Below are 25584 nucleotides of genomic sequence, written 5' to 3'. Positions count from 1 at the left end.
CACCATAGACCGCCAACCGGCCTCAGGCTCAATCGCGCCGATCGAGCATATTGACCACCAACCGGTCGAGCCAGCCCCACAAGCGTTGCTGCACCCGCTTCCACAACGGTCGCGCATGCCAGTGGGCAAGGTCCACGGCCAGGCTCTGGGCAAAGTCGCGCTCAAAGCTCGCCGTCACGTCGGCGGTCAGGGGTGGGTCGATGGCTTCGACGTTGGCTTCGAGGTTGAAGCGCAGGTTCCAGTGGTCGAAGTTGCACGAGCCGATGCTCACCCAGTCATCCACCAGCACCATCTTCAGATGCAGGAAGCACGGCTGGTACTCGAAGATCTTCACCCCGGCGCGCAACAGCCGCGGGTAATAGCGATGGCCGGCATACCGCACCGACGGGTGATCGGTACGCGGCCCGGTCAGCAGCAAACGCACATCGACGCCCCGGGAGGCGGCGCGGCGCAGGGAGCGGCGCACTTTCCAGGTCGGCAAGAAGTACGGCGTGGCCAGCCAGATGCGCCGCTGGCCGCTGTTCAGCGCGCGCACCAGCGACTGCAGAATGTCCCGGTGCTGGCGGGCGTCGGCATAGGCCACGCGGCCCAGGCCGGCGCCACTGAGCGGGATCGGCGGCAAACGCGGCAGGCCGAAGTGGGTTGGCGGCCGCCAGGCGGTGCGGCGCAGGTTGGCCCGCCACTGGCGGTCGAAGAGCATCTGCCAGTCGGCCACCAGCGGGCCTTGCATCTGCACCATCACTTCGTGCCATTCGCTGACGTCTTCGTTGGGGGTCCAGAACTGGTCGGTAACGCCGGTGCCACCCACCACCGCCCAGCGCTGGTCGACCAGCAGCAGCTTGCGGTGGTCGCGATACAGGTTGCGAAAGCCCCGGCGCCAGCGCAGGCGGTTGTACCAGCGCAGCTCGACGCCAGCGGCCAGCAAGCGCTGGCGCAGGCTCAGGGTAAAAGCCAGCGAGCCGTAGTCATCGAACAGACAACGCACCTGTACACCGCGCTCGGCGGCCTGCACCAGGGCCTGGACCATGGTTTCGGCGCAGGCGCCCGCCTCCACCAGGTACAGCTCAAGGTCGACCTGGTGCTCGGCGCGCACGATCGCGGTGAGCATGCGCGGGAAGAACTCGGGACCGTCGATCAATAGCTCGAACTGATTGCCATCGCGCCAGGGAAAGACCGGTCCGGCCATATCAGCGCGCCGTAAAGATCAGCACCGCAGCCACCGGCACCGACGGGCTGATGGACTTGAGCCCGGCCAACTTGCGCAGGGTGGCAAGGCCTGGGAGCAGATCGAAATCATCGGCGCGCAGCATCAACGGCTCCAGGGTGACCACCTGAAAGCGCCGCTCATCCAGGCGGGTCGCCAGCAACAGGGCGCTGTAGCTGTGCTGCTTGCCATGCAGGCTGACCGTCACCGGCAGGCGCAATTCGACCTGGGCGCCATTGGCCAGGTCGTTGATCGGACGCAGGTCGATCTGTGCGTTGACCTTGGCCTCGGGGAATTTGCTGAACTCGAACAGCTCCTTGCGCATGCGCTCGTCACGCAACGGCACGCTGCTGCTGTTGGAGTCCATCTCGATCAGCAGCTCGGCGGCGCCCTTGCGATCGACCTTGCCATGCAGGACGAGGAAGCGATGCACCTCGGCGGTGTCGCCATTCTTGCTGGAGACGAACGACAGGCGCGACGATTCGCCGTCCAGGTGCCAGTTGGCCTGGGCAGGGAGACTCAAGACGACCAGCAGGGCAAGCAGAAGACGCGGCAGACTGAACATGTGAAATCCTGTAACACAATGGTCGTCAACCTTACCCGGCCGCCTTCACGGCAGCAAGCGACAGCCTTCGCGCGGGCCCAGCCACTGCGCACGATTCTCCACCCCCAGCCCGGCAGCATTGATCAGCCGCTGCTGCGCGTGTTCGTCCAGGCGGCTGAGCGGCAGGTACTGCTGCACGTAGCTGCGGCAGTGCTGCGGGTCGAAACCCATGACATAACGGCACGAGCAGTACTCCTTGGCCGAGTAGGCACTGAGAATGCCAGGGAAATCCATCAGTGCCTGGCGCTCATACCAGGCCCAGGCGCCTGCCAGCAGCACCAGCACCAGCAACACGCGCTTCATGGCCGCACCTCGTTGACCGCAGCCAGTACCCGCTTGAGCAGTTCGTTGTGGGCATAACTGGCATCGCGATCATCGGCGTAGCGCACGATCACCAGCTTCTGCGCCGGCAGCACATACAGCGCCTGACCCCAGTGCCCGAGGGCTGCGTAGGTATCGGCCGGCGCATCCGGCCAGGGTCGCGGGCTGCCGGGCAACGGCTGGTTCAGCCACCAGTGCCCACCCGGGTTGGCTTCACCCGGCTGGGCGGTGACCTGCAGGAACGGCTGGCGATTGAACGCCACCCAGTCGCTGGACAGTAGCTGACGCGACTGCCAGCGGCCTTCGCGCAGCATCAACAGGCCGATACGGGCGAGGTCGCGGGCGCTCATGTACAGGTAGGAGGAACCCACCAGGGTGTTCTTGCCGTCACGCTCCCAGACCGCACTGCTGATACCCAGGGGCTCGAACAAGGCGTGCCAGGGATAATTCGCATAGTCAGCTTCGCCGAGCATGCCGCGCAGGGCCGCCGCCAGCAGGTTGCTGTCGCCGCTGGAATAGAGAAAGCGCTGCCCGGGACTCGCCGCTTGCGGCCTGGCTGCGGCGTAGCCGGCCATGTCGCCGCGCCCGCGGGTGTAAAGCATGGCCACCACCGAGGACTTGAGCGGCGCGTACTCGTAGTCTTCCTGCCAGTCCAGGCCGCTGGCCCAGTGCAGCAGGTCTTCGATGCGCCCCTGGGGATGGGCGCGCATCGGCGGGTAGAAACGCGCCAGCGGATCGTGCAGGTCAAAGCGGCCTTCGGCGTGGGCGACGCCGAGCAGGGTCGCCAGCACGCTCTTGCTGATCGACCAGGTCAGGTGCGCGGTTGCAGCGCTGCTGGGCGCGGCATAGCGTTCATAGACAATGCGCCCGTCGGCGATCACCAGCAGCGCGTCGGTGCGTACGCCCTGGCGCTGCTGATCATCGCGAGGGGCGAAGGCATAACGCTCCACCGCCTGCCAGGCGCTACGGTTGGCCGCGGGCGCAACGGTCCAGTCAGGTACAGGCCACAACTCCTGCGCTGGCACGGCCTTGCTCAAGGCCAACAGCGCCAGCATCCACCACGCCACGTTGCTCATGCCGCTTACTCAAGGCCAGGGTTTGCCCAGCCTGCCAGCGTTTCATGACAGTCCGGCGGCAGCCCAGGCCTTGGCCAAACGCTTGGCCCGGGCGGCGCTGGCGATTTCCAGCAGGCCCTGGTCGCGCTGCCACAGGCTTGCCCATTCACCAGGGCTGGCCAGCAGCGCCTGGTTGATCTCCTCCTTCATGGCGTTGAACTGCGCAAACAGGCCGCCCAGCAATAAATGGCTGGCTGAAGCCTCCGCGCATTGGCGGGTGCTTTCGGCACAGGCGCCGAGCAAGCCGATCAGGCGCAGTTGCAGGTTTTGCGCCCAGCCTGTTTCCTGGCCGACGCCATACAGCCAGGCGCACAGGGCACTGAGCACGTAGAGGTCTTCCAAGGAGCGGAAGGGTTTGACGTAGGCATCCCAACCATCGCCCGCCAGCCGTTCGCACAACGCCCCTTGCAGGTGCAGGCGGGCATGGCCGACCTCCGGCATCAATGGCAAGGCCGGCAGCGGTTCGAGGCGCACCCCGGGCTCGCCGGCATAAACCACCGCCAGGCTCAGCTCAGGCGCCTGCCCTTGTGGCTCGCAGCGCGCCGCCACCAGCAGCCATTCGGCATCCAGCCCGGCGGTGACGAAGTCCTTGCTGCCGCTCAGGCGCAGGTCATCCAGGCGCACCTGCATGTCGGCCGGACGCACGCTGCGCCGCTCGCTGGCGCACAGGGCGCCGAGGCTCGGCGGCGCGCTCGGCCACAGTACCCGCAGGGCCGCCTGGTAGCCGAGCAGAAACGCCAGGCCCGGGGTGGCCATGGCGCGTGCGCCGAGCACCGCCAGCTCGAACGGGCTGACCGTGCCCAGGCGTGCCAGCAAAGTGGAATAGGTATCGGCCAGCGTGGCCGCCTGGGGGTGTCGCTGTCGGTCGTTGAGTCGTTGCAGCCAGGCCATCGAAGCACTCCTTGGGGGCTGTCATACAAGCATCACCAATTGTTCACGGGGGTGACACCGCATCTACCTAGGCTGACTTTGCACAACAAAGTCGACCGGCCGCAACCCCATGGCTGGCTTATGGAGACACGCAATGACTCGGATCGCTCGCTCTGGCGACAACAGCACTGAACGCCGTCTGCAAGCCGAACGCCTGGTCGGCCCGGCAGCCCTGCAGGAAGCCCAGGCCCTGAGGTTCAGCGTATTCAGCGGTGAATTCAAGGCCAAGCTCAAAGGCGCCGAACTGGGCCTGGACATGGATGACTACGACATTCATTGCCGCCACATCGGCGTGCGCGACTTGAGCAGCGGGCGCCTGGTCGCCACCACCCGCCTGCTCGACCATCAGGCTGCCAGCAGCCTGGGGCGCTTCTACAGCGAAGAGGAGTTCAGCCTGCACGGCCTCGGCCACCTGCAAGGGCCGATCCTCGAACTGGGGCGCACCTGCGTCGACCCTGCCTACCGCAACGGCGGCACCATCGCCGTGCTCTGGGCGGAACTCGCCGAAGTGCTCAACGAGGGCCGCTACAGCTACCTGATGGGTTGCGCCAGCATCCCCATGCAGGATGGCGGCGTGCAGGCCCATGCGATCATGCAACGCCTGCGCGAACGTTACCTGTGCACCGAGCACCTGCGCGCCGAACCGAAAAACCCGCTGCCAAGCCTGGCCCTGCCAGGTAACGTCATCGCCGAGATGCCACCGCTGCTCAAGGCCTACATGCGCCTGGGGGCGAAGATCTGCGGCGAGCCGTGCTGGGACGAAGACTTCCAGGTCGCCGACGTGTTCATCCTGCTCAAGCGCGACGAGCTGTGCCCGCGCTATGCCCGGCACTTCAAGGCGGCGGTCTGATGCAGCGCCTGCGCGTCTATGGGCGCGTAATTCGGGTGCTGCTGGTGGTGCTGTTCGGCCTGGCCATGGCCGCGCTGTTCACCCTCTACGAGCGCCTGCGCGTACCGGCCTCGACCGAGCGCCGGCAGCGCTGGTCGCAGCTGTTCATGGGCAGGCTGAGCAACGCCCTGCCGTTCAAGGTGCGGGTGGTGGGCCAGGTGCCGCAGCAACCGATGCTGTGGGTCAGCAACCATGTGTCGTGGACCGACATTCCGTTGCTGGGCATGCTTGCGCCGCTGTCGTTCCTGTCCAAGGCCGAAGTGCGCACCTGGCCGATTGCCGGCTGGCTGGCGCTCAAGGCCGGGACCCTGTTCATCCGCCGTGGCGGCAACGACAGCCAGCTGCTACGCCAGCAGATCAGCCAGCACCTGCAACACGGCAGCGCGCTGTTGATTTTCCCCGAAGGCACCACCACCGACGGGCGCAGCCTGCGCACCTTCCATGGGCGCTTGCTGGCCAGTGCCATCGATACGCAAACCCCGTTGCAGCCGGTCGCCCTGCGCTACCTGCGCAACGGCCAGAGCGATGCGATCGCACCGTTTATCGGTAATGACGATTTGCTCTCGCACCTGTTCCGGCTGTTTGCCAATGACTGCGCCGAGGTCGAGATCCATCTGCTCGCGCCAATTGCCAGCGCCGGCGAAGAACGCGCCGCTCTGGCATTCAAGGCGCAGCAGGTAATCCAGCAGGCATTGTTCGGTAGCGAACCGGTTGCCCAGCCACAACGCCGGGCCAGGGCCGCCTAGGTATTGGCCCTGGCAAAGCGCTGCAGCTCTGGGTAGAAATTGCGAAAGTCATCCAGCAATAGCTGATACAGCGCGGCCACCTCCTCCAGCGCGCCGTCCATGCCTTCGGGCCGCGACAGGCGCCGGGCGATACCGCGAAACACCTGCTCAAGCACCGCGAATTCGCGGTAAGACCCCAACCAGTCATCGGCGGCCATATACGGCGCTATCTGCGCCAGGCGCCCGGGCAAGGCCGGTTCGGCGGCGAGGACCTGGTACACGCGGTCGGTGAACTGGCCCAATGGCTGCTCAGCGTAATCCTGCCAGTGCAAGGCCAGGCAGTGGTCGAAAAAAACATCGAGGATAATCCCCGCATAACGCCGCCGCTGCGGCGGAAAACGCGCCAGCGCCGCCAGCACCAGTGGATGGCTGTCGGTGTAGACGTCGATCTGCCGGTGCAAACGAATCGCCGCTTCCAGCGACGGGGCAAAGCGCCCCTGCAACGGCCCTTTGACGAAATCGCCATAGAGGCTGCCGAGCAATTGCTCGGGCTGCTGACCGCCGAGGTGAAGGTGTGCGAGGTAGTTCATGGACTGGGATTCTAGCACCCCGCCATCTGTATCGTTATAACCCGATATAGCGATTTACGCTGAGCTCAGAACCACATCATATTTGTATATCGCGAAATACCGATTTATATTTCGCCAAATCGCGATATACCGCTACACAACCACGAGCCCAACCATGCCTCTCGATCTCGACGAAATAATAAAAGCCCTGGCCCACCCAGTACGGCGAGAAATCCTCAACTGGCTGAAGGACCCCGACGCGCAGTTCCCCGACCAGCACCACAGCACCGAACACGGTGTGTGTGCCGGGCAGATCGATCAACGCTGCGGCCTGTCGCAGTCGACCGTCTCTGCCCACCTGGCGACTTTGCAGCGCGCGGGCCTGATCAGCAGCCAGAAGATTGGCCAGTGGCATTTTTTCAAACGCAACGAGGAAACCATCCAGGCCTTCCTCCAGCAGATGAGCCAAGAGCTCTGACAAGGACCTTGCAATGCCCCTTTCGCTGATAATCCTGGCGCTCAGCGCCTTCGCCATCGGTACCACCGAGTTCGTCATCATGGGTCTGCTGCCCGACGTGGCGGCAGACCTGGGTGTGTCGATTCCCGGTGCCGGCTGGCTGGTCACCGGTTACGCCCTGGGCGTGGCCATCGGTGCGCCGTTCATGGCCCTGGCCACCTCGCGCCTGCCGCGTAAAGCGGCGCTGATTGCGCTGATGGGCGTGTTCATCGTCGGCAACCTGCTGTGTGCGGTGGCCAGCGACTACAACCTGCTGATGTTCGCCCGGGTGGTGACCGCCCTGTGCCACGGTGCCTTCTTCGGAATCGGCTCGGTGGTCGCGGCCAGCCTGGTGCCGGCCAACCGCCGCGCCTCGGCCGTGGCCCTGATGTTCACCGGCCTGACCCTGGCCAACGTCCTTGGCGTGCCGCTGGGTACCGCGCTGGGTCAGGAATACGGCTGGCGCTCGACCTTCTGGGCGGTAACCGTGATCGGCGTGATTGCCTTGATCGGCCTGATTCGCTTCCTGCCGTTTCGCCATGACGAAGAAAAACTCGACATGCGCGCCGAACTGGCTGCGCTCAAAGGCGCCGGCATCTGGCTGTCGCTGTCGATGACCGTACTGTTCTCGGCCTCGATGTTCGCCCTGTTCACTTACGTTGCGCCGCTGCTCGGTGATGTCACCGGCGTTTCGCCACGGGGCGTGACCTGGACGTTGCTGCTGATCGGCGTCGGCCTGACCCTGGGCAATATCGTCGGCGGCAAGCTGGCCGACAAGCGCCTGGGCGCCACCCTGGTCGGCGTGTTCGCCAGCATGGCGGTGGTCTCCACCGTGCTGAGCTGGACCAGCGTCGCGCTGATTCCGGCGGAAATCACCCTGTTCCTCTGGGCCACCGCCGCCTTTGCCGCCGTACCCGCCTTACAGGTCAACGTGGTGACCTTCGGCAAGGCCGCGCCGAACCTGGTCTCGACCCTGAACATCGGCGCCTTCAACTTGGGCAACGCCCTCGGCGCCTGGGTCGGCGGCACCGTCATCGCCCAGGGCCTGGGCCTGACCCGCGTACCCCTGGCCGCCGCAGCGCTGGCGGTACTGGCGCTGATTGTCACCCTGATCACCTTCAGCCAGGGCGGCAAAAAAGCCGAACTGGCACCTGCCACTCACTGATAAGCCTTGAGGTATTTATGACGACGCTTTTTGATCCGATCACCCTCGGCGACCTCGTGCTGCCGAACCGCATCATCATGGCCCCGCTGACCCGCTGCCGCGCCGATGAAGGCCGGGTGCCCAACGCACTGATGGCCGAGTACTACGTGCAGCGCGCCAGCGCCGGCCTGATCCTCAGCGAAGCGACCTCGGTCACGCCCATGGGCGTCGGCTACCCGGACACCCCGGGCATCTGGTCCAACGACCAGGTGCGTGGCTGGACCAACGTGACCAAGGCCGTGCATGGCGCCGGCGGGCGGATTTTCCTGCAGCTGTGGCACGTAGGGCGGATCTCCCACCCCAGCTACCTCAATGGTGAAACCCCGGTCGCGCCGAGCGCCATCCAGCCAAAAGGCCATGTCAGCCTGGTGCGTCCACTGGCCGATTACCCCACCCCGCGGGCACTGGAAACCGCAGAAATCGCCGACATTGTCGAGGCTTACCGTACCGGCGCCGAGAATGCCAAGGCGGCCGGTTTCGATGGCGTTGAAGTGCACGCGGCCAACGGCTACCTGATCGACCAGTTCCTGCAGAGCAGCACCAACCAGCGCGATGACCAGTACGGCGGTTCGCTGGAGAACCGTGCTCGGCTGCTGCTGGAAGTGACTGACGCGGTGAGCGAAGTCTGGGGTGCGCAACGGGTGGGTGTACACCTGGCACCGCGCGCCGACTCCCATGACATGGGCGACGCCAACCGCGCCGAGACTTTCACTTATGTGGCGCGCGAACTGGGCAAGCGCGGCATCGCCTTCATCTGCTCGCGGGAGAAGGAAGCCGACGACAGCATCGGCGCACTGATCAAACAAGCCTTTGGCGGCCCGTATATCGTCAACGAGCGCTTCACCAAGGCCAGCGCCAACACAGCGCTAGCCAGCGGTAAAGCCGATGCGGTGGCCTTCGGCATTCCGTTCATTGCCAACCCGGACCTGCCGGCGCGGCTGGCGGCGGATGCGCCACTGAACGAACCGCGTCCGGAGACCTTTTACGGCAAGGGGCCAGTGGGTTACATCGATTATCCGCGGCTGTAGGTGCCGAACGCATCGCGGGGCAAGTCGAGGCGTCGCATCGACTTGTCCCGCGACGAGGCCCTCAAGGCCGGGCGTTGATCTGCTGTTGCAGGTTCTGCACCTGGCTTTGCAGGGTATTGATACTGCGCGTCACCTGGCCACGAAACGCATCGAACTCCGCCGTCGAGGCACCGCTGCTGGCCGCCGGCGCCGGGCGGTTCTCCTGCTCGCTCTTGAGCACGATCAGGTCCTGCTCCAGGCGCTGAATCGCCGCCGAAGGGTTGCCCTGCTTCTTCAACGCCGCCACATCAGCGTTCAGGCTCTTGAGCTCACCTTCAAGCTTGCCGCCATCCACCTGGGCCGTCTTCAATGCGGCCAGCTCCTCGTTCACACGCTTGAGCTGGGCCTGCAACTGCTCCTGCAATTTGGCATTGGCCGCCTGCTGTTCGCTGGCCTGCGCCAGCACCTGCTCCAGGCGCTTACCCAGGTCACCGGTCTGCCCGGCTACACCCTGCTGTTGCTTGCCCTGCTCGGTCAGGCTCGCCTGCAACTGCCTGATCTGCAGCTTCAGGGCTTCGCTGTCGGTGCTGACACTGCTCTCGCTGGCCGCCACCTTGCCGCTGATTGCCTGCAGGCGCCCCGCCGCTTCTTCACTGATGCGGGCAAAGCTTTCCTGGGTGGCAACCAGTTGCTGTTCCATCAGCGAAATCTGCTGAAAGCTCCACCAGCCAAGGCCCGCCAGGGCAATGAACGAGGCGCCGAGCAATGCCCACAACGGGCCGCTGCTGGCCGCCTTGGGCTGAGCATGCACAGCCGCCGCACCGCCACGACGCACGCCGGCGACCGGGACAACATCATCGTCGTCACGGCTACCGGCACTCAAGGTCGGTACGTTATCGAAATCATCTGGGGCATTGTTACGCATGGGATCCCTTCAACCACGGTGATAGCAAATGGTCATTAGTATAAAGCCTGATCTGCGCACTGATCGACCGCAAAGCCGTGATCGGGTTCAGTGCTGGCCGGACGCAAGGTCCTGGGCTTTCCACCAGCCGCAGAACTCATCCAGTGCCGACCACAGGCTGACGCTGGGGCGATAATCAAGAAACTGCCGGGCGCGGCTGATGTCGAGGGTGAAGTCCTTGCTCATCACCTGCATCCCCAAGCGTGACAGGGTCGGCTGCGGGCGGCCCGGCCAGAGCAGGCAGGCGCCTTCGTTCAAGGCTGCAAGGCTGTAGGCCAGGCCGTAGGAACGGTAGCGGGTGACTTGCGGCAGGTGCATTTGCCGCATCACATAATTGACCACATCCCACAGCGGCAAGGGATGACCGTTGCTGATGTTGTAGGCCTGGCCAAGCGCCGCGTTATCGGCGAGCAAGGCACTGATCAGCGCTTCGTTGAGGTTCTGCACGCTGGTGAAGTCGACCTTGTTCAGGCCATTGCCGATGATCGCCAGGCGCCGCTTGCGTTGCATCTGCAGCAAGCGCGGGAAGATGCTCACATCACCCGCGCCGGTGACAAAGCGCGGACGCAGGGCCAGCACTTCGAGGCCAAACTCCTGAGCGCCGAAGACCTTCTGTTCGGCCAGGTGCTTGGTGGCCCCGTAATGGTCATGAAAGCGCCGTGGCACCTGGTCTTCAGTAATGCCCAGCTGCGAGCGGCCATTGAAATAGATCGACGGCGAAGACAGGTGCACCAAGCGCCGTACATGCTCCTTCAGGCAAGCCTCGACAACGTTTTCAGTGACCACCACGTTGCCTTGGTAAAAGTCCTGGTAACGCCCCCAGTTGCCCACCGCACCGGCGCAATGCACCACCGCCTCGACGCCCTGGCACAGGCGTCGGGCCAGGTCCGGATCGCCAAGGTCACCCGGGATGAACTGCGCGCCGCGTCGCACCAGGTGCTCGACGCCTTCGGCGCGGCGGCCGTTGACCCGAACGTCAAAGCCCTGCTCCAGGGCAAAGCGCGCAAAGCGCCCGCCTATGAAGCCGCTCGCGCCGGTGACCAGAATTTGCATGTAGCACTCCGCCTAAAACAGGTTTTTCAGATACTGCTGACGCCGCCAATGCCTACAAGGGCACCAGCCACTGCCCGGCCGTCAGGCGCAGGTGATCCGTCAGTTGGCCGAGCAACTGCCCGCCATTGCGCCAATGATGCCAGTACAAGGGCACGTCGATGGGTTTATCCGCGGATATTTCTACCAGGCGCCCGCTGGCCAGCTGATCGCGCACCTGCAGTTCCGGCACCAGGCCCCAGCCCAGGCCCGCTTCGGTCATGCGCAAGAAGCCTTCGGATGACGGGCACAGGTGATGGAGGAAACCGTCCTGAATACCTAACGAGGCCAGGTAACGGTGCTGAAGAAAGTCATCCGACCCGAACACCAGCGCCGGCGTGCGCGACAGCCGCGCGGCAGCGAAACCGGCTGGAAAGTAGCGCGCCATGAACGCCGGGCTGGCCAGCGCCCGGTAGCGCATGGCGCCGAGCAACAGGCTGCGTGCGCCGGCCACCGGCCGCTCGCTGCCGCACAGGCAGGCTGCCACTTCGCCGGCGCGCATGCGTTTGAGGCCGACTTCCTGGTCTTCGACCACCAGGTCGAGCAACACCTGCTGATCGGCACAGAATTCGCCCACAGCGCCTGCCCACCAGGTCGCCAGGCTGTCGGCATTGAGGGCGATGCGCAAGCGCTCGGGCATGCCCTCTGCATCCAGCGCCGGCACCTGGCTCTGCAGATCACGCTCAAGCAGGCGCACCTGTTGCACATGGTTGAGCAGGCGCCGGCCGACATCGGTGGGGCTCGGCGGATTGGCGCGCACCAGCACCGGCTGGCCAACGCGCGCCTCGAGCAACTTGATGCGCTGGGAAATCGCCGACTGCGACAAGCCCAGCACCTGGGCGGCGCGCTCGAAACCGGCCTGTTCAATTACGGCGGCGAGGGCAGACAGCAGTTTGTAATCGAACATTATTTTTCCTAATGCCAGATCAGCTTTATTTGTTTTTCTTATACAGAGGAAATCCCCACAATGGCCAGCATCTTCTTTGTATTTGCGCCCGCGCCCTGCGGGTGTCTTGTGGAGTTCCCCTTATGTGGCAAAGCTACCTGAACGGCCTGTTGGTCGCCTTCGGCCTGATCATGGCGATCGGCACGCAAAACGCCTTTGTCCTGGCACAGAGCCTGCGCCGCGAACATCACCTGCCGGTGGCGGCGCTGTGCGTGGTCTGCGATGCCATCCTGGTGGCCGCGGGCGTGTTTGGCCTGGCCACGGTGCTGGCGCAAAACCCGACCCTGCTGGCGGTGGCGCGCTGGGGTGGCGCGGTGTTTCTGATCTGGTACGGCGCCAAGGCGCTGCTGCGCGCCTGCTCGCAACAAAGCCTGCAACAGGGCGAAGGCCAGGGCTTGCGTTCGCGTCGGGCGGTGCTGCTCAGCGCCCTGGCGGTAACCCTGCTCAACCCCCATGTGTACCTCGACACGGTATTGCTGATCGGCTCGCTGGGCGCCCAGCAGACCGTGCCCGGCGCTTACGTGGCCGGCGCCGCCAGCGCCTCGCTGCTGTGGTTTTTCACCCTCGCCCTGGGCGCCGCCTGGCTGGCCCCGTGGCTGGCGCGCCCAGGCACCTGGCGGCTGCTCGACCTGATGGTGGCGGTGATGATGTTTGCCGTGGCGGCGCAGCTGATCTTTACCTGAGGCGCCGCTCGTCCGGCACCGGCAAAGGCTCTGGAACCTCTTTCCCGTACACTTGTTGCGTGGTTATGCACCGGGCCCGGTGCTATGATCCAGCCCTTGCGTCGCAAAGAGTACAAACTCGCCGACGCACACCGGCCGCCCGTGATCGGCCTTGCGCTCACCGCAACAGACCTGATTAGGAGAATCACCATGGCTTTTGAATTGCCGCCGCTGCCTTACGCCCACGACGCCCTGCAGCCGCACATTTCCAAGGAAACCCTGGAATACCACCACGACAAGCACCACAACACCTATGTCGTGAACCTGAACAACCTGGTGCCAGGCACCGAGTTCGAAGGCAAGACCCTGGAAGAGATCGTCAAGACTTCCTCGGGCGGTATCTTCAACAACGCCGCTCAGGTCTGGAACCACACCTTCTACTGGAACTGCCTGGCGCCAAACGCCGGCGGCCAACCAACCGGCGCCCTGGCTGAAGCCATCAACGCCGCGTTCGGTTCGTTCGACAAGTTCAAGGAAGAGTTCACCAAGACTTCGGTCGGCACCTTCGGTTCCGGTTGGGGCTGGCTGGTGAAAAAATCCGACGGTTCCCTGGCCCTGGCCAGCACCATCGGCGCCGGCAACCCGCTGACCAACGGCGACACTCCGCTGCTGACCTGCGACGTCTGGGAACACGCCTACTACATCGACTACCGTAACGTGCGTCCGAAGTACGTCGAGGCGTTCTGGAACCTGGTCAACTGGAAGTTCGTCGCCGAGCAGTTCGAAGGCAAAACCTTCACTGCCTGAGCCGGCTGCTGAGCAATACCTTGCACAAGGTATTGAGCGCGCGAAAAGCCCACCCTAGCGGTGGGCTTTTTTATGCGCGTCTGCGCTGCAACATTTTTCATCCTATTCAGGCGCCGTGCATCTTGCCGCGCACGCAGAGCACGCTAACATCAAACGTTGGGAAACTCGTTGCCACGGATTAAAGTCGCGAGGCCGGGCAACCGATACAGTGACGGCAGGCAGCCAACCTGCTCCTGGTGCAAAATGCACCGTCAAGGAGCTGGAGAAGTCCTGTTGACGGCCGATAGTGGATTGCCAAGTTTGATGGCAAAATGATGCCATGCGCATGGATTAAGGAAACCCCATTGAAGCTGGAACTCAAGAACAGCTTATCGGTCAAGTTGCTCAGGGTAGTACTGCTCTCGGCGTTGGTCGTCGGTGTAGTTCTCAGTTGTGCGCAGATCGTCTTTGATGCCTACAAGACCCGCCAGGCCGTCGCCAATGACGCCCAACGGATCCTCGACATGTTCCGCGACCCTTCGACCCAGGCGGTGTACAGCCTGGACAAGGAAATGGGCATGCAGGTCATGGAGGGCTTGTTCCAGGACGAGTCCGTGCGCATGGCCTCCATCGGCCATCCCAACGAGACCATGCTGGCGGAAAAATCCCGCCCGCTGCAGGAGGTTTCCAGCCGCTGGCTGACCGACCTGATTCTCGGCCAGGAGCGCAACTTCACCACCCAGCTGGTCGGCCGTGGCCCCTATAGCGAATATTACGGCGACCTGAGCATCACCCTCGACACCGCCTCCTACGGCGAGGGCTTCCTGGTCAGTTCAGTGATCATCTTCATTTCCGGCGTGCTGCGCGCCCTGGCCATGGGCCTGGTGCTGTACCTGGTCTATCACTGGATGCTGACCAAGCCGCTGTCGAAGATCATCGAGCACCTCACCCAGATCAACCCCGACCGTCCCAGCCAGCACCAGTTGCCGCTGATCAAGGGCCACGAAAAGAACGAGCTGGGCCTGTGGGTCAATACCGCCAACCAGTTGCTGGCCTCGATCGAGCGCAATACCCACCTGCGCCATGAAGCCGAGAACAGCCTGTTGCGCATGGCCCAGTACGACTTTCTCACCGGCCTGCCGAACCGCCAGCAACTGCAGCAGCAACTGGACAAGATCCTCGTCGACGCCGGGCGCCTGCAACGCCGGGTGGCGGTACTGTGCGTGGGCCTTGACGACTTCAAGGGCATCAACGAGCAGTTCAGCTACCAGGCCGGCGACCAGTTGCTGCTGGCCCTGGCCGACCGCCTGCGCGCCCACAGTGGCCGCCTCGGTGCCCTGGCCCGCCTGGGCGGCGACCAGTTCGCCCTGGTCCAGGCCGATATCGAGCAGCCCTACGAAGCGGCGGAGCTGGCCCAGAGCATTCTCGATGACCTCGAAGCACCGTTCGCCCTCGACCATCAGGAAATCCGCCTGCGCGCGACCATCGGCATCACCCTGTTCCCCGAAGACGGCGACAGCACCGAGAAGCTGCTGCAAAAGGCCGAGCAGACCATGACCCTGGCCAAGGCCCGCTCGCGCAACCGCTACCAGTTCTACATCGCCAGTGTCGACAGCGAGATGCGCCGGCGCCGCGAGCTGGAAAAAGACCTGCGCGAAGCGCTACCGCGCAACCAGCTGTTCCTGGTCTACCAGCCACAGATCAGCTACCGCGACCATCGCGTGGTCGGTGTCGAGGCGCTGCTGCGCTGGCAGCATCCGGAACTGGGCATGGTCCCGCCGGACCAGTTCATCCCCCTGGCCGAGCAGAACGGCAACATCATCAGCATCGGCGAATGGGTGCTCGACCAGGCTTGCCGGCAACTACGCGACTGGCACGATCAGGGCTTCAGCGAACTGCGCATGGCGGTCAACCTGTCGACCGTGCAACTGCACCACAACGAGTTGCCGCGAGTGGTCAACAACCTGCTGCAGATCTACCGCCTGCCGCCGCGCAGCCTGGAGCTGGAAGTCACCGAGACCGGCCTGATGGAAGACATCAGCACCGCTGCCCAGCACCTGCTGAGCCTGCGCCGATCCGGGGCGCTGATTGCCATTGACGACTTCGGCACCGGCTACTCGTCGCTCAGCTACCTGAAGTCGCTGCCGCTGGACAAGATCAAGATCGACAAGAGCTTCGTCCAGGACCTGCTCGATGACGACGACGATGCCACCATCGTCCGCGCCATCATCCAGCTGGGCAAGAGCCTGGGCATGCAAGTCATTGCCGAAGGGGTCGAGACGGCGGAACAGGAAGCCTACATAATCGCCCAGGGTTGCCATGAAGGTCAGGGCTACCACTACAGCAAACCCTTGCCGGCCCGGGAGCTGACTGCGTTCCTCAAACAGGCCCAGCGCAACCAGGTTTCGATTCTCTAACCCCTGTACGCATTGCTCGAAGCGGTCAACCCACGCATTTGAATATTTACGTGACTGCCCCTTTACACAAAATGCAAATCTTTCGCATTATGTTGCAGTTTTGCGTGCCCCCCGGTACGCCTGTCCAACCTCTCGACGCAGGAATTCGCCATGATTCGTATGCCTCTGGCCACCGCCAGTCTGTTGGCCATTGCCATCTCTCTCGCCGGTTGCGGCGACAGCAAGGACAAGGACAAAGCCGCCGCACCGCAAGCCCCGGCCACCACCTCGGCTACCGCCCCTGCTGCCGCTGGCGCCGTCGACGAGGCAGCGGCCAAGGCCGTGGTCAAGCATTACGCCGACATGGTCCACGCCGTCTACAGCGACTCGCTGAGCACCGCCAAGACCCTGCAAACCGCGATCGACGCCTTCCTTGCCAAGCCCAGCGACGAAACCCTGAACGCTGCCAAAGCCGCCTGGGTCGCTGCCCGTGTGCCATACCTGCAGAGCGAAGTGTTCCGCTTCGGCAACACCATCATCGACGACTGGGAAGGCCAGGTGAATGCCTGGCCGCTGGACGAAGGCCTGATCGACTATGTCGACAAGAGCTACGAGCATGCTCTGGGCAACCCTGGCGCGACCGCCAACATCATCGCCAATACCCAGGTTCAGGTCGGCGAAGACAAGGTTGACGTCAAGGACATCACCCCGGAGAAGCTCGCCAGCCTGAACGAGCTGGGCGGCTCCGAAGCCAACGTTGCCACCGGTTACCACGCCATCGAATTCCTGCTCTGGGGCCAGGACCTCAACGGCACCGGCCCGGGCGCCGGCGCCCGTCCTGCCTCCGACTACCTGGAAGGCCAGGGCGCTACCGGCGGCCACAACGAGCGCCGCCGTGCCTACCTCAAAGCCGTGACCCAACTGCTGGTCAACGACCTCGAGGAAATGGTCGGCAACTGGGCACCGAACGTTGCCACCAACTACCGTGCCACCCTCGAAGCCGAGCCAGTGGCCGACGGCCTGCGCAAGATGCTGTTCGGCATGGGCAGCCTGTCGCTGGGCGAACTGGCTGGCGAGCGCATGAAGGTTTCCCTGGAAGCCAATTCGCCTGAAGACGAGCAGGACTGCTTCAGCGACAACACCCACAACTCGCACTTCTATGACGCCAAGGGCATCCGCAACGTCTACCTGGGCGAGTACACCCGCACCGACGGCACCAAGCTGAGCGGCCCGAGCCTGTCGTCGCTGGTGGCCAAGATCGACGCCGCCACCGACACCACCCTCAAGGCCGACCTGCAAGCAACCGAAGCCAAGATTCAGGTGATGGTCGACCATGCCGCCAAAGGCGAGCACTACGACCAGCTGATCGCGGCCGACAACGCTGCCGGCAACCAGATCGTGCGTGACGCCATCGCCGCCCTCGTCAAGCAGACCGGTGCGATCGAACAGGCCGCAAGCAAACTGGGCATCGCCAACCTGGCACCGGACACCGCTGATCACGAGTTCTGATTCAGCGGCGGCTTGATAGAGGCGACCTTCGGGTCGCCTTCTTTATGCGCATCATCGCGGGTCGAGCCCGCTCCCACAGGATTGGTGCAGGCAGGTCCACTGGAGGAGCCGGCTTGCCCCGCGATAGATTTCATCGAGCAAACGCAAATCCCTCTTATTCAATTACCCCGAGCCTGCTAAGCTTGCACGCCGGTTTTTTGCCCAAGCCCCAGGATTATTGATGTCCTCGTTGCTTCCCCGTCTCAGCCCCCTGCTTCTGGTCGCCGTTCTGGCCGGTTGCGACGACGCCCCGCGATTCACCCAGGCCGAGCCCGGTGAAGCGCTGGCCGGTGGCAAGGCGACGGTGAACAAGCGCGACCAGAACGCCTATTCCATGCCTTCGGCCAACCTGCCGCCGAGCCGGCGCCTGGACTTCAGTGTCGGCAACAGCTTTTTCCGCAGCCCCTGGGTGATTGCCCCGTCGACCACCACCGCCCGCGACGGCCTGGGCCCGCTGTTCAATACCAATGCCTGCCAGAACTGCCACATCAAGGACGGCCGCGGCCACCCGCCCGGGCCCAACGCCGCCAACGCGGTGTCGATGCTGGTGCGCCTGTCGATCCCCGATCAGCCGCAGTACGCCAAGGTTATCGAGCAACTGGGCATCGTCCCGGAGCCGGTGTATGGCGGTCAGTTGCAGGACATGGCGGTGCCGGGTGTCGCCCCCGAAGGCAAGGTGCGGGTCGAGTACGATACGCAACAGGTCACCTTCAAGGACGGCACCCAGGTCGAGCTGCGCAAGCCGCGCCTGCAGATCACCCAGCTGGGCTACGGGCCGATGCACCCCGATACGCGCTTCTCGGCCCGGGTCGCCCCGCCGATGATCGGCCTGGGTCTGCTCGAGGCCATCCCCGAGGCGGCGCTGCTGGCTAATGCCGACCCCGACGACCGCAACGGCGATGGCATCCGCGGCCGCGCCAACCGGGTCTGGGACGATGCCCAGGGCAAGACCGTGGTCGGCCGCTTCGGCTGGAAGGCCGGGCAGCCGAACCTCAATCAGCAGAACGTCCATGCGTTTTCCGGTGACATGGGCCTGACCACCAGCCTGCGGCCAATGGACGACTGCACCCCGGCGCAGACCGACTGCCTCAACGCCGCCAACGGCAACGGTGCCAACGGCGAGCAGGAAGTCAGCGACAACATCCTGCGCCTGGTGCTGTTCTATACCCGCAACCTGGCGGTGCCGGTGCGCAAGGACGTCGATTCGCCCCAGGTGCTGGCCGGCAAGAACCTGTTCCACCAGGCTGGCTGCCAAGGCTGCCACACGCCACAGTTCACCACCGCCAGCGACGCCGCCGAGCCGGAGCTGGCCAACCAGCTGATCCGCCCCTACAGCGACCTGCTGCTGCATGACATGGGCCCGGGCCTGGCCGACAACCGCAGCGAGTTCGCCGCCAGCGGCCAGGACTGGCGCACCGCGCCGCTGTGGGGTATCGGCCTGAACGAGACCGTCAGCGGTCACACCCAGTTTCTTCACGATGGCCGCGCCCGCAACCTGCTCGAAGCTGTGCTCTGGCACGGTGGCGAAGCCGAAGCGGCCAAACAGTACGTCTTGAGCTTCAACGCCGGGCAACGCACCGCGTTGCTGGCTTTCCTGAATTCACTTTAAGCAAAGGAGCCGGGCATGTTCCGTCCCAAACTGTTGTTCACCAGCCTTGCCGCCCTCGCCCTCGGCGCCTGCTCGCCGCAAGACCCGCAAGCGGTGACCTCGGCGGCGATCGCCAAACAGGTAATCCTGCCGACCTACAGCCGCTGGGTCGAAGCCGACCGCCAGCTGGCCGTCAGCGCCCTGGCCTTCTGTGAAGGCAAGGCGGACCTGGCCACTGCCCGCGCCGATTTTCTCCATGCGCAAAAAGCCTGGGCCGAGTTGCAGCCCTTGTTGATCGGCCCGCTGGCCGAAGGCAACCGTGCCTGGCAGGTGCAGTTCTGGCCCGACAAGAAGAACCTGGTCGGCCGTCAGGTCGAGCAACTGGTCAACGGTGACAAGCCACTCGACGCCGAAACCCTGGGCAAATCCAGTGTCGTCGTGCGCGGCCTGTCGGCCTACGAGTACATCCTCTTCGACAGCAAGCCGGATGCCGCCAACGCCGAACAGAAAGCCCGCTACTGCCCACTGCTGGTGGCCATCGGCGAGCACCAGAAGGCCCTGGCCGAGGAAATCCTCAAAGGCTGGAACAGCACCGACGGCATGCTCGCGCAGATGACCAAGTTCCCCAACCAGCGCTACGCCGATTCCCACGAGGCCATCGCCGACCTGCTGCGGGCCCAGGTTACCGCCCTGGATACCCTGAAGAAGAAACTCGGCGCGCCCATGGGCCGCCTGAGCAAGGGTATCCCGCAGCCGCTGCAGGCCGAGGCCTGGCGCAGCCACTCCTCGCTGAAAAGCCTGGAAGCCAGCCTCAATGCTGCCCAGACCGTCTGGGTCGGGGTCGACAACAAAGGCCTGCGCGGCCTGCTGGGCAAAGACCAGCAAGCCTTGGCGGACAAGATCGACGCCGCCTACGCCAACGCCTCCAAGCTGCTGGCCGGCAACCAGAAAACCCTCGGCGAGTTGCTCGACGACGAAGCCGGCCGCCAGCAGCTGAACACTATTTACGACAGCCTCAACGCCGTTCACCGCCTGCACGAAGGCGAGCTGGCCAAGGCGCTGGGCATCCAGCTGGGCTTCAACGCCAACGACGGTGACTGATCATGTTGCGACGCCAGGCTCTCAAACTCGGTAGCGTTGTGCTCAGCGCCCTCACCCTCGGCGGCTGGACCCTGTTTCGCAACAAGGCCGGCACGCCGCTGCTGCTCTCGGCGCGTGACGATGGCGACGGCAAGCACTACGCCGTCGGCTACCGCCTGGACGGCACCCAGGTGTTCGCCACCGAGGTGGGCCAGCGTTGCCATGACATCATCAACCATCCCGAACAGCCAATTGCCCTATTCGTCGCCCGCCGCCCCGGCACCGAGAGCTACCTGATCGACCTGCGCGATGGCCGCTTGCTGCAGACCATCACCTCGCAGCCGAACCGGCATTTCTACGGCCATGCGGTGATCCACAAGAGCGGCGAATGGCTCTACGCCACCGAGAACGACACCACCGACCCTGGCCGTGGCGTACTCGGTGTCTACCGTTTCGACGGCGAGCGCCTGAGCCATGCTGGCGAAATCTCGACCCACGGCATCGGCCCGCACCAGGTGTCGTGGATGCCCGATGGCGAAACCCTGGTGGTGGCCAACGGTGGCATCCGCACCGAGGCCGAAAGCCGGGTGGAGATGAACCTCGATGCCATGCAGCCGAGCCTGGTGCTGATGCAGCGCGACGGCACACTGCTGAGCAAAGAAGTACTCAGCCAGCAGATGAACAGCGTGCGCCATTTGGCGATTGCCGCCGACGGCACCATCGTCGCCGGCCAGCAGTTCATGGGCGCCAGCCACGAGACTGCCGAGCTGCTGGCGATCAAGCGCCCGGGCCAGGCCTTTGAAGCCTTCCCGGTGCCCGAGCAGCAATTGCAGTCCATGGCCCACTACACCGCCAGCGTCGCCATTCACAACGAGCTGCGCCTGGTGGCCCTGACCGCGCCACGGGCCAACCGGCTGTTTATCTGGGACCTGGACAGCGCCCAGGTACGCCTTGATGCACCGATGCCCGATTGCGCCGGTGTCGGCGCGGTGGCCGACGGTTTTGTCGTGACCTCAGGCCAAGGCCGTTGCCGCCTGTACGATTGCCGCAAGCCCGAACTGATCGGCCAGCCCCTGCAATTGCCGTCCGGGCTCTGGGACAACCACCTGCACCTGGCCTGAAAATAGCCGGGAACACAGGCTTCCCAGGCCCGGTCAACAGAGTAATATTCGGCTACATCGCACGTGGGCAGGATCGCCCGTCGTCGTGCCAAGCGAACAATAATTCGTCTCCAAGGAACTGGACTATGCTGCGCCGCCGCATGCTGATCATGTTGGGTGTTGTCTTGCTGCTCGTGCTGATCCTGGGGGGCTACAAGGCCTTTGCCATCTATCAGCAGATCCAGATGTTCTCGGCCCCCAAGCCGCCGATCAGCGTGGCGGCGACCGAGGCCAGCGAACGTGCCTGGCAGAACCGCCTGCCGGCCGTGGGCAGCCTCAAGGCGCTGCAAGGGGTCGACCTGAGCCTGGAGATCGCCGGCACGGTCAAGGCCCTGCAATTCGAGTCCGGGCAGAAAGTCAGCAAGGGCCAGTTGTTGTTGCAACTGGACAGCGATGTCGAAACCGCATTGCTGGGTACCGCCCTCGCCGACCTGGGCCTGGCCCAGGTCGACTACAACCGCGGCAGCCAGCTGGTCGGCAGCCAGGCGATTTCCAAGGGTGAGTTCGATCGCTTGAGCGCCCAGTTCAAGCGCAACAAGGCAGTGGTCGATCAACTCAAGGCGGCGCTGGCAAAAAAGAGCATCAATGCGCCCTTCAGCGGCACCATCGGCATCCGCCAGGTGGACGTTGGCGACTACCTGGCCAGCGGCACGGTGATCGCCACCTTGCAAGACCTGAGCAGCCTCTACGTCGATTTCTTCGTCCCCGAGCAGTCGATTCCCAAGCTGAGCATTGGCCAGCAAGTGCTGGTCAGCGTCGCCGCCTACCCGCAAGAGCACTTCCCCGGCAGCATCAGCGCGATCAACCCCAAGGTCGAGGACAGCACCCGCAACGTGCAGGTCCGCGCCACCCTGGCCAACCCCGACGGCAAGCTGCTGCCCGGCATGTTCACCAGCCTGCAGGTTTTGCTGCCCGACCCGCAGCCACAGGTGGTGGTGCCGGAAAGCGCGGTGACCTACACCCTGTATGGCAACTCGGTGTATGTCGCCACGGCGAAAAAGCCTGAAGACGGCAAAGTGCCAGACAACGCCGACGCCCAGCCAACCCTGATTGCCGAACGCCGCTTCGTCGAGACCGGCGAGCGCCGCGATGGCCTGGTGATCATCAGCAAGGGGCTCAAGGCCGGCGAAACGGTGGTCACCGCCGGCCAGTTGAAACTCACCCAGGGCGCGCCGATCAGCATCAGCCCGGACAAAGCCCTGCAAGCCCCCGACAGCCCGCCGCGCAGCAACTGATCAAGGAACCGTCATGGCCTTTACCGATCCGTTCATCCGCCGCCCGGTGCTGGCCAGCGTGGTCAGCCTGCTGATCGTGCTGCTGGGCTTCCAGGCCTGGAGCAAGTTGCCGATCCGCCAATACCCGCAAATGGAAAACGCCCTGATCACGGTGACCACCGCCTACCCCGGGGCCAACGCCGAAACCATCCAGGGCTACATCACCCAGCCGCTGCAGCAAAGCCTGGCCAGCGCCGAAGGCATCGACTACATGACCTCGGTGAGCCGGCAGAACTTCTCGGTGATTTCAATCTATGCGCGCATCGGCTCGGACAGCGACCGGCTGTTCACCGAGTTGCTGGCCAAGGCCAACGAGGTCAAGAACAAGCTGCCCCAGGACGCCGAAGACCCGGTGCTGAGCAAGGAGGCCGCCGACGCCTCGGCGCTGATGTACGTAAGCTTCTACAGCAGCGAGTTGAGCAACCCGCAGATCACCGATTACCTGTCGCGGGTCATCCAGCCCAAGCTTGCGACCCTGCCGGGCATGGCCGAAGCCGAGATCCTCGGCAACCAGCTGTTCGCCATGCGCCTGTGGATCGACCCGGTAAAGCTTGCCGGCTACGGCCTGAGCGCCAACGACGTGACCCAGGCGGTGCGCGGCTACAACTTCCTTTCGGCGGCCGGCGAGCTCAAGGGCGAGTACATCGTCACCAGTATCAACGCCACCACCGAGCTCAAGAGCGCCGAAGCCTTCGCCAATATCCCGCTCAAGACCAGTGGCGACAGCCGGGTGCTGCTCGGCGACGTGGCGCGGGTTGAAATGGGCGCCGAGAACTACGACACCGTGAGCTCCTTCGACGGCACGCCGTCGGTGTACATCGGCATCAAGGCCACCCCCGGGGCCAACCCGCTGGAAGTGATCAAGGAGGTGCGCAAGCTCATGCCCGAGCTTGAAAGCCAGCTACCGCCGAACCTGAAATCCTCGATCGCCTACGACGCCACGCTGTTCATCCAGGCCTCGATCGACGAAGTGGTCAAGACCCTGGTCGAAGCGGTGCTGATCGTCATCGTCGTGGTCTTCCTGTTCCTCGGCGCCTTGCGCTCGGTGCTGATCCCGGTCATTACCATCCCGCTGTCGATGATCGGCGTGCTGTTTTTCATGCAGTTGATGGGCTATTCGCTGAACTTGCTCACCTTGTTGGCCATGGTCCTGGCCATCGGCCTGGTGGTCGATGACGCTATCGTCGTGGTGGAAAACATCCACCGTCATATCGAAGAAGGTAAATCGCCCTACGACGCGGCCCTGGAAGGCGCTCGCGAAATTGCCATGCCGGTGGTGTCGATGACCATCACTCTGGCGGCGGTGTACGCCCCTATCGGCTTTCTGCAGGGGCTCACCGGCGCGCTGTTCAAGGAGTTTGCCCTGACCCTGGCCGGCGCCGTGGTGATTTCCGGGATCGTCGCCCTGACCCTGTCACCGATGATGTGCGCCCTGCTGTTGCGGCACGAGCAGAACCCCAGCGGCCTGGCCCACCGTCTGGATGTACTCTTCGAACGGCTCAAACTGCGCTACCAGAAAACCCTCCATGGCACCCTCAACACCCGGCCGGTGGTGCTGGTGTTCGCGCTGATCGTGCTGTGCCTGATTCCGGTGTTTCTGATGTTCACCAAGAACGAGCTGGCGCCCGATGAAGACCAGGGCATCATCTTCATGATGGCCACCGCCCCGCAGCCAACCAACCTCGATTACCTGAACAGCTACACCGACGAGTTCATCAAGATCTTCAAAGACTTCCCCGAGTACTATTCGTCGTTCCAGATCAACGGCTTCAACGGCGTGCAATCGGGCATCGGCGGCTTTTTGCTCAAGCCGTGGAACGAACGCGAGCGCACCCAGATGCAGCTGCTGCCATTGGTACAGGCCAAGCTCGAAGGCATCAGCGGCCTGCAGATCTTCGGCTTCAACCTGCCCTCGCTACCGGGCACCGGTGAAGGCTTGCCGTTCGCCTTCGTGATCAACACCGCCAACGACTACGCCTCGTTGCTGGAGGTGGCCGAACGGGTCAAGGCGCGTGCCCAGGCGTCGGGCAAGTTCGCCTTCCTCGACATCGACCTGGCCTTCGACAAGCCCGAGGTGGTGGTCGATATCGACCGCGCCAAGGCGGCGCAGATGGGCGTGTCCATGGACGCCCTGGGCGGCACCCTGGCGACCCTGCTGGGCGAGGCGGAGATCAACCGCTTCACTATCGACGGGCGCAGCTACAAGGTCATTGCCCAGGTCGAGCGGCCCTACCGCGACAACCCCGACTGGCTGAACAACTACTACGTGAAGAACCAGCAGGGGCAGATGCTGGCGTTGTCGACCCTGATCAGCATCAGCGACCGCGCCCGCCCGCGTCAGCTCAACCAGTTCCAGCAACTGAACTCGGCGATCATCCAGGGCTTCCCGATGGTCAGCATGGGCGAGGCGCTGGATACCGTGCGCACGATTGCCCGTGAGGAAGCGCCGGAGGGCTACGGCTTTGACTATGGCGGCGCGGCGCGTCAGTTCGTTCAGGAAGGCAGCGCCCTGTGGGTAACCTTCGGCCTGGCGCTGGCGATCATCTTCCTGGTACTGGCGGCGCAATTCGAAAGCTTGCGCGACCCGCTGGTGATCCTGGTGACTGTGCCGCTGTCGATCTGCGGGGCGTTGATTCCCCTGTTCCTGGGGATCTCGAGCATGAACATCTATACCCAGGTGGGCCTGGTGACCCTGATCGGGCTGATCAGCAAGCACGGCATCCTGATCGTCGAGTTCGCCAACCAGTTGCGCCAGCAAAAAGGCCTGAGCGCCCGCGAAGCGGTGGAAGAAGCCGCAGCCATCCGCCTGCGCCCGGTGCTGATGACCACTGCGGCGATGGTATTTGGCATGGTGCCGCTGATCCTTGCCACCGGCGCCGGCGCGGTCAGCCGCTTCGACATCGGCACGGTGATCGCCACCGGCATGTCGGTGGGCACCTTGTTCACCCTGTTCGTGCTGCCGTGCATCTATACCTTGCTGGCCAAGGCCGATGCGCCGCAAGCCGCCACGCAAACGGTATGAAATGC

At 64.2% G+C, this 25584-nt stretch carries 23 protein-coding genes; 14 read left to right on the top strand and 9 right to left on the bottom strand.

Annotated elements, in window-relative coordinates; translation table 11 throughout:
• Positions 1-28: 28 nt before the first annotated feature.
• The 5 genes from ACIOVF_RS10020 to ACIOVF_RS10000 all read right to left on the bottom strand — a co-directional run bounded on the left by ACIOVF_RS10020 (position 29) and on the right by ACIOVF_RS10000 (position 4135).
• Positions 29-1186, bottom strand: a complete 1158-nt coding sequence (locus tag ACIOVF_RS10020; RefSeq protein WP_401289141.1) for a phosphatidylserine/phosphatidylglycerophosphate/cardiolipin synthase family protein — start codon at positions 1184-1186, stop codon at positions 29-31.
• Between the two features lies 1 nt (position 1187).
• Positions 1188-1769, bottom strand: a complete 582-nt coding sequence (locus tag ACIOVF_RS10015; RefSeq protein ID WP_045197427.1) for a YceI family protein — start codon at positions 1767-1769, stop codon at positions 1188-1190.
• 45 nt (positions 1770-1814) lie between these two features.
• Positions 1815-2111, bottom strand: coding sequence for an amidase (locus ACIOVF_RS10010; RefSeq protein WP_401289138.1), 297 nt, complete (start codon positions 2109-2111; stop codon positions 1815-1817).
• Positions 2108-3184: a serine hydrolase domain-containing protein gene (locus tag ACIOVF_RS10005; RefSeq protein WP_401289434.1), complete on the bottom strand. Its 1077-nt coding sequence runs from the start codon at positions 3182-3184 to the stop codon at positions 2108-2110. Before ACIOVF_RS10005 ends, ACIOVF_RS10010 begins: the two co-directional genes overlap by 4 nt.
• A 63-nt stretch (positions 3185-3247) precedes the next feature.
• On the bottom strand, positions 3248-4135 hold the full coding sequence (locus tag ACIOVF_RS10000) for an acyl-CoA dehydrogenase family protein (RefSeq protein WP_258607942.1): 888 nt from the start codon (positions 4133-4135) through the stop codon (positions 3248-3250).
• A 133-nt stretch (positions 4136-4268) separates the two neighbouring features.
• On the opposite strand from ACIOVF_RS10000, the gene olsB reads away from it, so the two are divergent.
• Both olsB and ACIOVF_RS09990 read left to right on the top strand, forming a co-directional pair.
• Positions 4269-5024 carry an L-ornithine N(alpha)-acyltransferase gene (gene olsB, locus ACIOVF_RS09995; protein ID WP_038998922.1) on the top strand — a complete coding sequence of 252 codons (756 nt, stop codon included), beginning with the start codon at positions 4269-4271 and terminating at the stop codon, positions 5022-5024.
• Positions 5024-5809 (top strand): lysophospholipid acyltransferase family protein, encoded by a 786-nt coding sequence (locus tag ACIOVF_RS09990; RefSeq protein WP_401289134.1) that lies wholly within the window; start codon positions 5024-5026, stop codon positions 5807-5809. Before olsB ends, ACIOVF_RS09990 begins: the two co-directional genes overlap by 1 nt.
• On the opposite strand, the gene ACIOVF_RS09985 is transcribed toward ACIOVF_RS09990, so the two are convergent.
• The gene (locus tag ACIOVF_RS09985; RefSeq protein ID WP_401289131.1) at positions 5806-6378 is read right to left on the bottom strand and encodes an ACP phosphodiesterase; all 573 of its coding nucleotides are present in this window, start codon (positions 6376-6378) and stop codon (positions 5806-5808) included. The two genes, ACIOVF_RS09990 and ACIOVF_RS09985, sit on opposite strands and share 4 nt — an antisense overlap.
• A 154-nt stretch (positions 6379-6532) precedes the next feature.
• Between ACIOVF_RS09985 and ACIOVF_RS09980 the strand changes: the two genes are divergently transcribed.
• The 3 genes from ACIOVF_RS09980 to ACIOVF_RS09970 are packed head-to-tail and all read left to right on the top strand — an operon-like array spanning position 6533 to position 9085.
• Complete coding sequence (locus ACIOVF_RS09980) at positions 6533-6835, top strand: helix-turn-helix transcriptional regulator (RefSeq protein WP_038998919.1); 303 nt, start codon at positions 6533-6535, stop codon at positions 6833-6835.
• A 13-nt stretch (positions 6836-6848) separates the two neighbouring features.
• On the top strand, positions 6849-8018 hold the full coding sequence (locus ACIOVF_RS09975; protein ID WP_045197415.1) for an MFS transporter: 1170 nt from the start codon (positions 6849-6851) through the stop codon (positions 8016-8018).
• A gap of 17 nt (positions 8019-8035) precedes the next feature.
• Positions 8036-9085, top strand: a complete 1050-nt coding sequence (locus ACIOVF_RS09970) for an alkene reductase (protein ID WP_401289126.1) — start codon at positions 8036-8038, stop codon at positions 9083-9085.
• Between the two features lie 61 nt (positions 9086-9146).
• Here the strand turns inward: ACIOVF_RS09970 and ACIOVF_RS09965 are convergent, their stop codons facing one another.
• The 3 genes from ACIOVF_RS09965 to ACIOVF_RS09955 all read right to left on the bottom strand — a co-directional run bounded on the left by ACIOVF_RS09965 (position 9147) and on the right by ACIOVF_RS09955 (position 12024).
• Entirely contained in the window at positions 9147-9989 is an 843-nt protein-coding gene (locus tag ACIOVF_RS09965) for an ATPase (protein ID WP_401289123.1), read from the bottom strand.
• A gap of 87 nt (positions 9990-10076) precedes the next feature.
• Complete coding sequence (locus tag ACIOVF_RS09960; RefSeq protein WP_045197409.1) at positions 10077-11081, bottom strand: NAD(P)-dependent oxidoreductase; 1005 nt, start codon at positions 11079-11081, stop codon at positions 10077-10079.
• A gap of 52 nt (positions 11082-11133) precedes the next feature.
• On the bottom strand, positions 11134-12024 hold the full coding sequence (locus ACIOVF_RS09955; protein WP_401289119.1) for a LysR family transcriptional regulator ArgP: 891 nt from the start codon (positions 12022-12024) through the stop codon (positions 11134-11136).
• Between the two features lie 122 nt (positions 12025-12146).
• On the opposite strand from ACIOVF_RS09955, the gene ACIOVF_RS09950 reads away from it, so the two are divergent.
• The 9 genes from ACIOVF_RS09950 (at position 12147) to ACIOVF_RS09910 (ending at position 25579) form a co-directional block, all read left to right on the top strand.
• Entirely contained in the window at positions 12147-12746 is a 600-nt protein-coding gene (locus ACIOVF_RS09950; RefSeq protein ID WP_045197405.1) for a LysE/ArgO family amino acid transporter, read from the top strand.
• Between the two features lie 189 nt (positions 12747-12935).
• Positions 12936-13532, top strand: coding sequence for a superoxide dismutase (locus ACIOVF_RS09945; RefSeq protein WP_045197403.1), 597 nt, complete (start codon positions 12936-12938; stop codon positions 13530-13532).
• Positions 13533-13876: 344 nt separating this feature from the next.
• Complete coding sequence (locus tag ACIOVF_RS09940; RefSeq protein WP_045197401.1) at positions 13877-15928, top strand: bifunctional diguanylate cyclase/phosphodiesterase; 2052 nt, start codon at positions 13877-13879, stop codon at positions 15926-15928.
• A 150-nt stretch (positions 15929-16078) separates the two neighbouring features.
• Positions 16079-17416, top strand: a complete 1338-nt coding sequence (locus ACIOVF_RS09935; RefSeq protein ID WP_093387302.1) for an imelysin family protein — start codon at positions 16079-16081, stop codon at positions 17414-17416.
• Between the two features lie 220 nt (positions 17417-17636).
• Entirely contained in the window at positions 17637-19064 is a 1428-nt protein-coding gene (locus ACIOVF_RS09930) for a di-heme oxidoredictase family protein (RefSeq protein ID WP_045197399.1), read from the top strand.
• A 15-nt stretch (positions 19065-19079) separates the two neighbouring features.
• Positions 19080-20144: an imelysin family protein gene (locus ACIOVF_RS09925; RefSeq protein ID WP_045197396.1), complete on the top strand. Its 1065-nt coding sequence runs from the start codon at positions 19080-19082 to the stop codon at positions 20142-20144.
• 2 nt (positions 20145-20146) lie between these two features.
• Positions 20147-21244, top strand: coding sequence for a DUF1513 domain-containing protein (locus tag ACIOVF_RS09920; RefSeq protein ID WP_045197394.1), 1098 nt, complete (start codon positions 20147-20149; stop codon positions 21242-21244).
• Between the two features lie 125 nt (positions 21245-21369).
• Complete coding sequence (locus tag ACIOVF_RS09915) at positions 21370-22518, top strand: efflux RND transporter periplasmic adaptor subunit (protein WP_045197392.1); 1149 nt, start codon at positions 21370-21372, stop codon at positions 22516-22518.
• A gap of 13 nt (positions 22519-22531) precedes the next feature.
• Positions 22532-25579 (top strand): multidrug efflux RND transporter permease subunit, encoded by a 3048-nt coding sequence (locus tag ACIOVF_RS09910; protein ID WP_093379860.1) that lies wholly within the window; start codon positions 22532-22534, stop codon positions 25577-25579.
• The last annotated feature ends 5 nt before the right edge of the window (positions 25580-25584 follow it).

Source organism: Pseudomonas sp. NPDC087612, assembly GCF_044743505.1.
Taxonomy (GTDB): Bacteria; Pseudomonadota; Gammaproteobacteria; order Pseudomonadales; family Pseudomonadaceae; genus Aquipseudomonas.
The sequence above is the reverse complement of the archived record's forward strand: the minus strand, read 5'-3'. Positions and strand labels throughout refer to the sequence as shown.

Coding starts and splice junctions, on each gene's coding strand:
- ACIOVF_RS10020 (WP_401289141.1), bottom strand. CDS start 1,186: ATGGCCGGACCGGTCTTTCCCTGGCGCGATGGCAATCAGTTCGAGCTA.
- ACIOVF_RS10015 (WP_045197427.1), bottom strand. CDS start 1,769: ATGTTCAGTCTGCCGCGTCTTCTGCTTGCCCTGCTGGTCGTCTTGAGT.
- ACIOVF_RS10010 (WP_401289138.1), bottom strand. CDS start 2,111: ATGAAGCGCGTGTTGCTGGTGCTGGTGCTGCTGGCAGGCGCCTGGGCC.
- ACIOVF_RS10005 (WP_401289434.1), bottom strand. CDS start 3,184: ATGCTGGCGCTGTTGGCCTTGAGCAAGGCCGTGCCAGCGCAGGAGTTG.
- ACIOVF_RS10000 (WP_258607942.1), bottom strand. CDS start 4,135: ATGGCCTGGCTGCAACGACTCAACGACCGACAGCGACACCCCCAGGCG.
- olsB (WP_038998922.1), top strand. CDS start 4,269: ATGACTCGGATCGCTCGCTCTGGCGACAACAGCACTGAACGCCGTCTG.
- ACIOVF_RS09990 (WP_401289134.1), top strand. CDS start 5,024: ATGCAGCGCCTGCGCGTCTATGGGCGCGTAATTCGGGTGCTGCTGGTG.
- ACIOVF_RS09985 (WP_401289131.1), bottom strand. CDS start 6,378: ATGAACTACCTCGCACACCTTCACCTCGGCGGTCAGCAGCCCGAGCAA.
- ACIOVF_RS09980 (WP_038998919.1), top strand. CDS start 6,533: ATGCCTCTCGATCTCGACGAAATAATAAAAGCCCTGGCCCACCCAGTA.
- ACIOVF_RS09975 (WP_045197415.1), top strand. CDS start 6,849: ATGCCCCTTTCGCTGATAATCCTGGCGCTCAGCGCCTTCGCCATCGGT.
- ACIOVF_RS09970 (WP_401289126.1), top strand. CDS start 8,036: ATGACGACGCTTTTTGATCCGATCACCCTCGGCGACCTCGTGCTGCCG.
- ACIOVF_RS09965 (WP_401289123.1), bottom strand. CDS start 9,989: ATGCGTAACAATGCCCCAGATGATTTCGATAACGTACCGACCTTGAGT.
- ACIOVF_RS09960 (WP_045197409.1), bottom strand. CDS start 11,081: ATGCAAATTCTGGTCACCGGCGCGAGCGGCTTCATAGGCGGGCGCTTT.
- ACIOVF_RS09955 (WP_401289119.1), bottom strand. CDS start 12,024: ATGTTCGATTACAAACTGCTGTCTGCCCTCGCCGCCGTAATTGAACAG.
- ACIOVF_RS09950 (WP_045197405.1), top strand. CDS start 12,147: ATGTGGCAAAGCTACCTGAACGGCCTGTTGGTCGCCTTCGGCCTGATC.
- ACIOVF_RS09945 (WP_045197403.1), top strand. CDS start 12,936: ATGGCTTTTGAATTGCCGCCGCTGCCTTACGCCCACGACGCCCTGCAG.
- ACIOVF_RS09935 (WP_093387302.1), top strand. CDS start 16,079: ATGATTCGTATGCCTCTGGCCACCGCCAGTCTGTTGGCCATTGCCATC.
- ACIOVF_RS09930 (WP_045197399.1), top strand. CDS start 17,637: ATGTCCTCGTTGCTTCCCCGTCTCAGCCCCCTGCTTCTGGTCGCCGTT.
- ACIOVF_RS09925 (WP_045197396.1), top strand. CDS start 19,080: ATGTTCCGTCCCAAACTGTTGTTCACCAGCCTTGCCGCCCTCGCCCTC.
- ACIOVF_RS09920 (WP_045197394.1), top strand. CDS start 20,147: ATGTTGCGACGCCAGGCTCTCAAACTCGGTAGCGTTGTGCTCAGCGCC.
- ACIOVF_RS09915 (WP_045197392.1), top strand. CDS start 21,370: ATGCTGCGCCGCCGCATGCTGATCATGTTGGGTGTTGTCTTGCTGCTC.
- ACIOVF_RS09910 (WP_093379860.1), top strand. CDS start 22,532: ATGGCCTTTACCGATCCGTTCATCCGCCGCCCGGTGCTGGCCAGCGTG.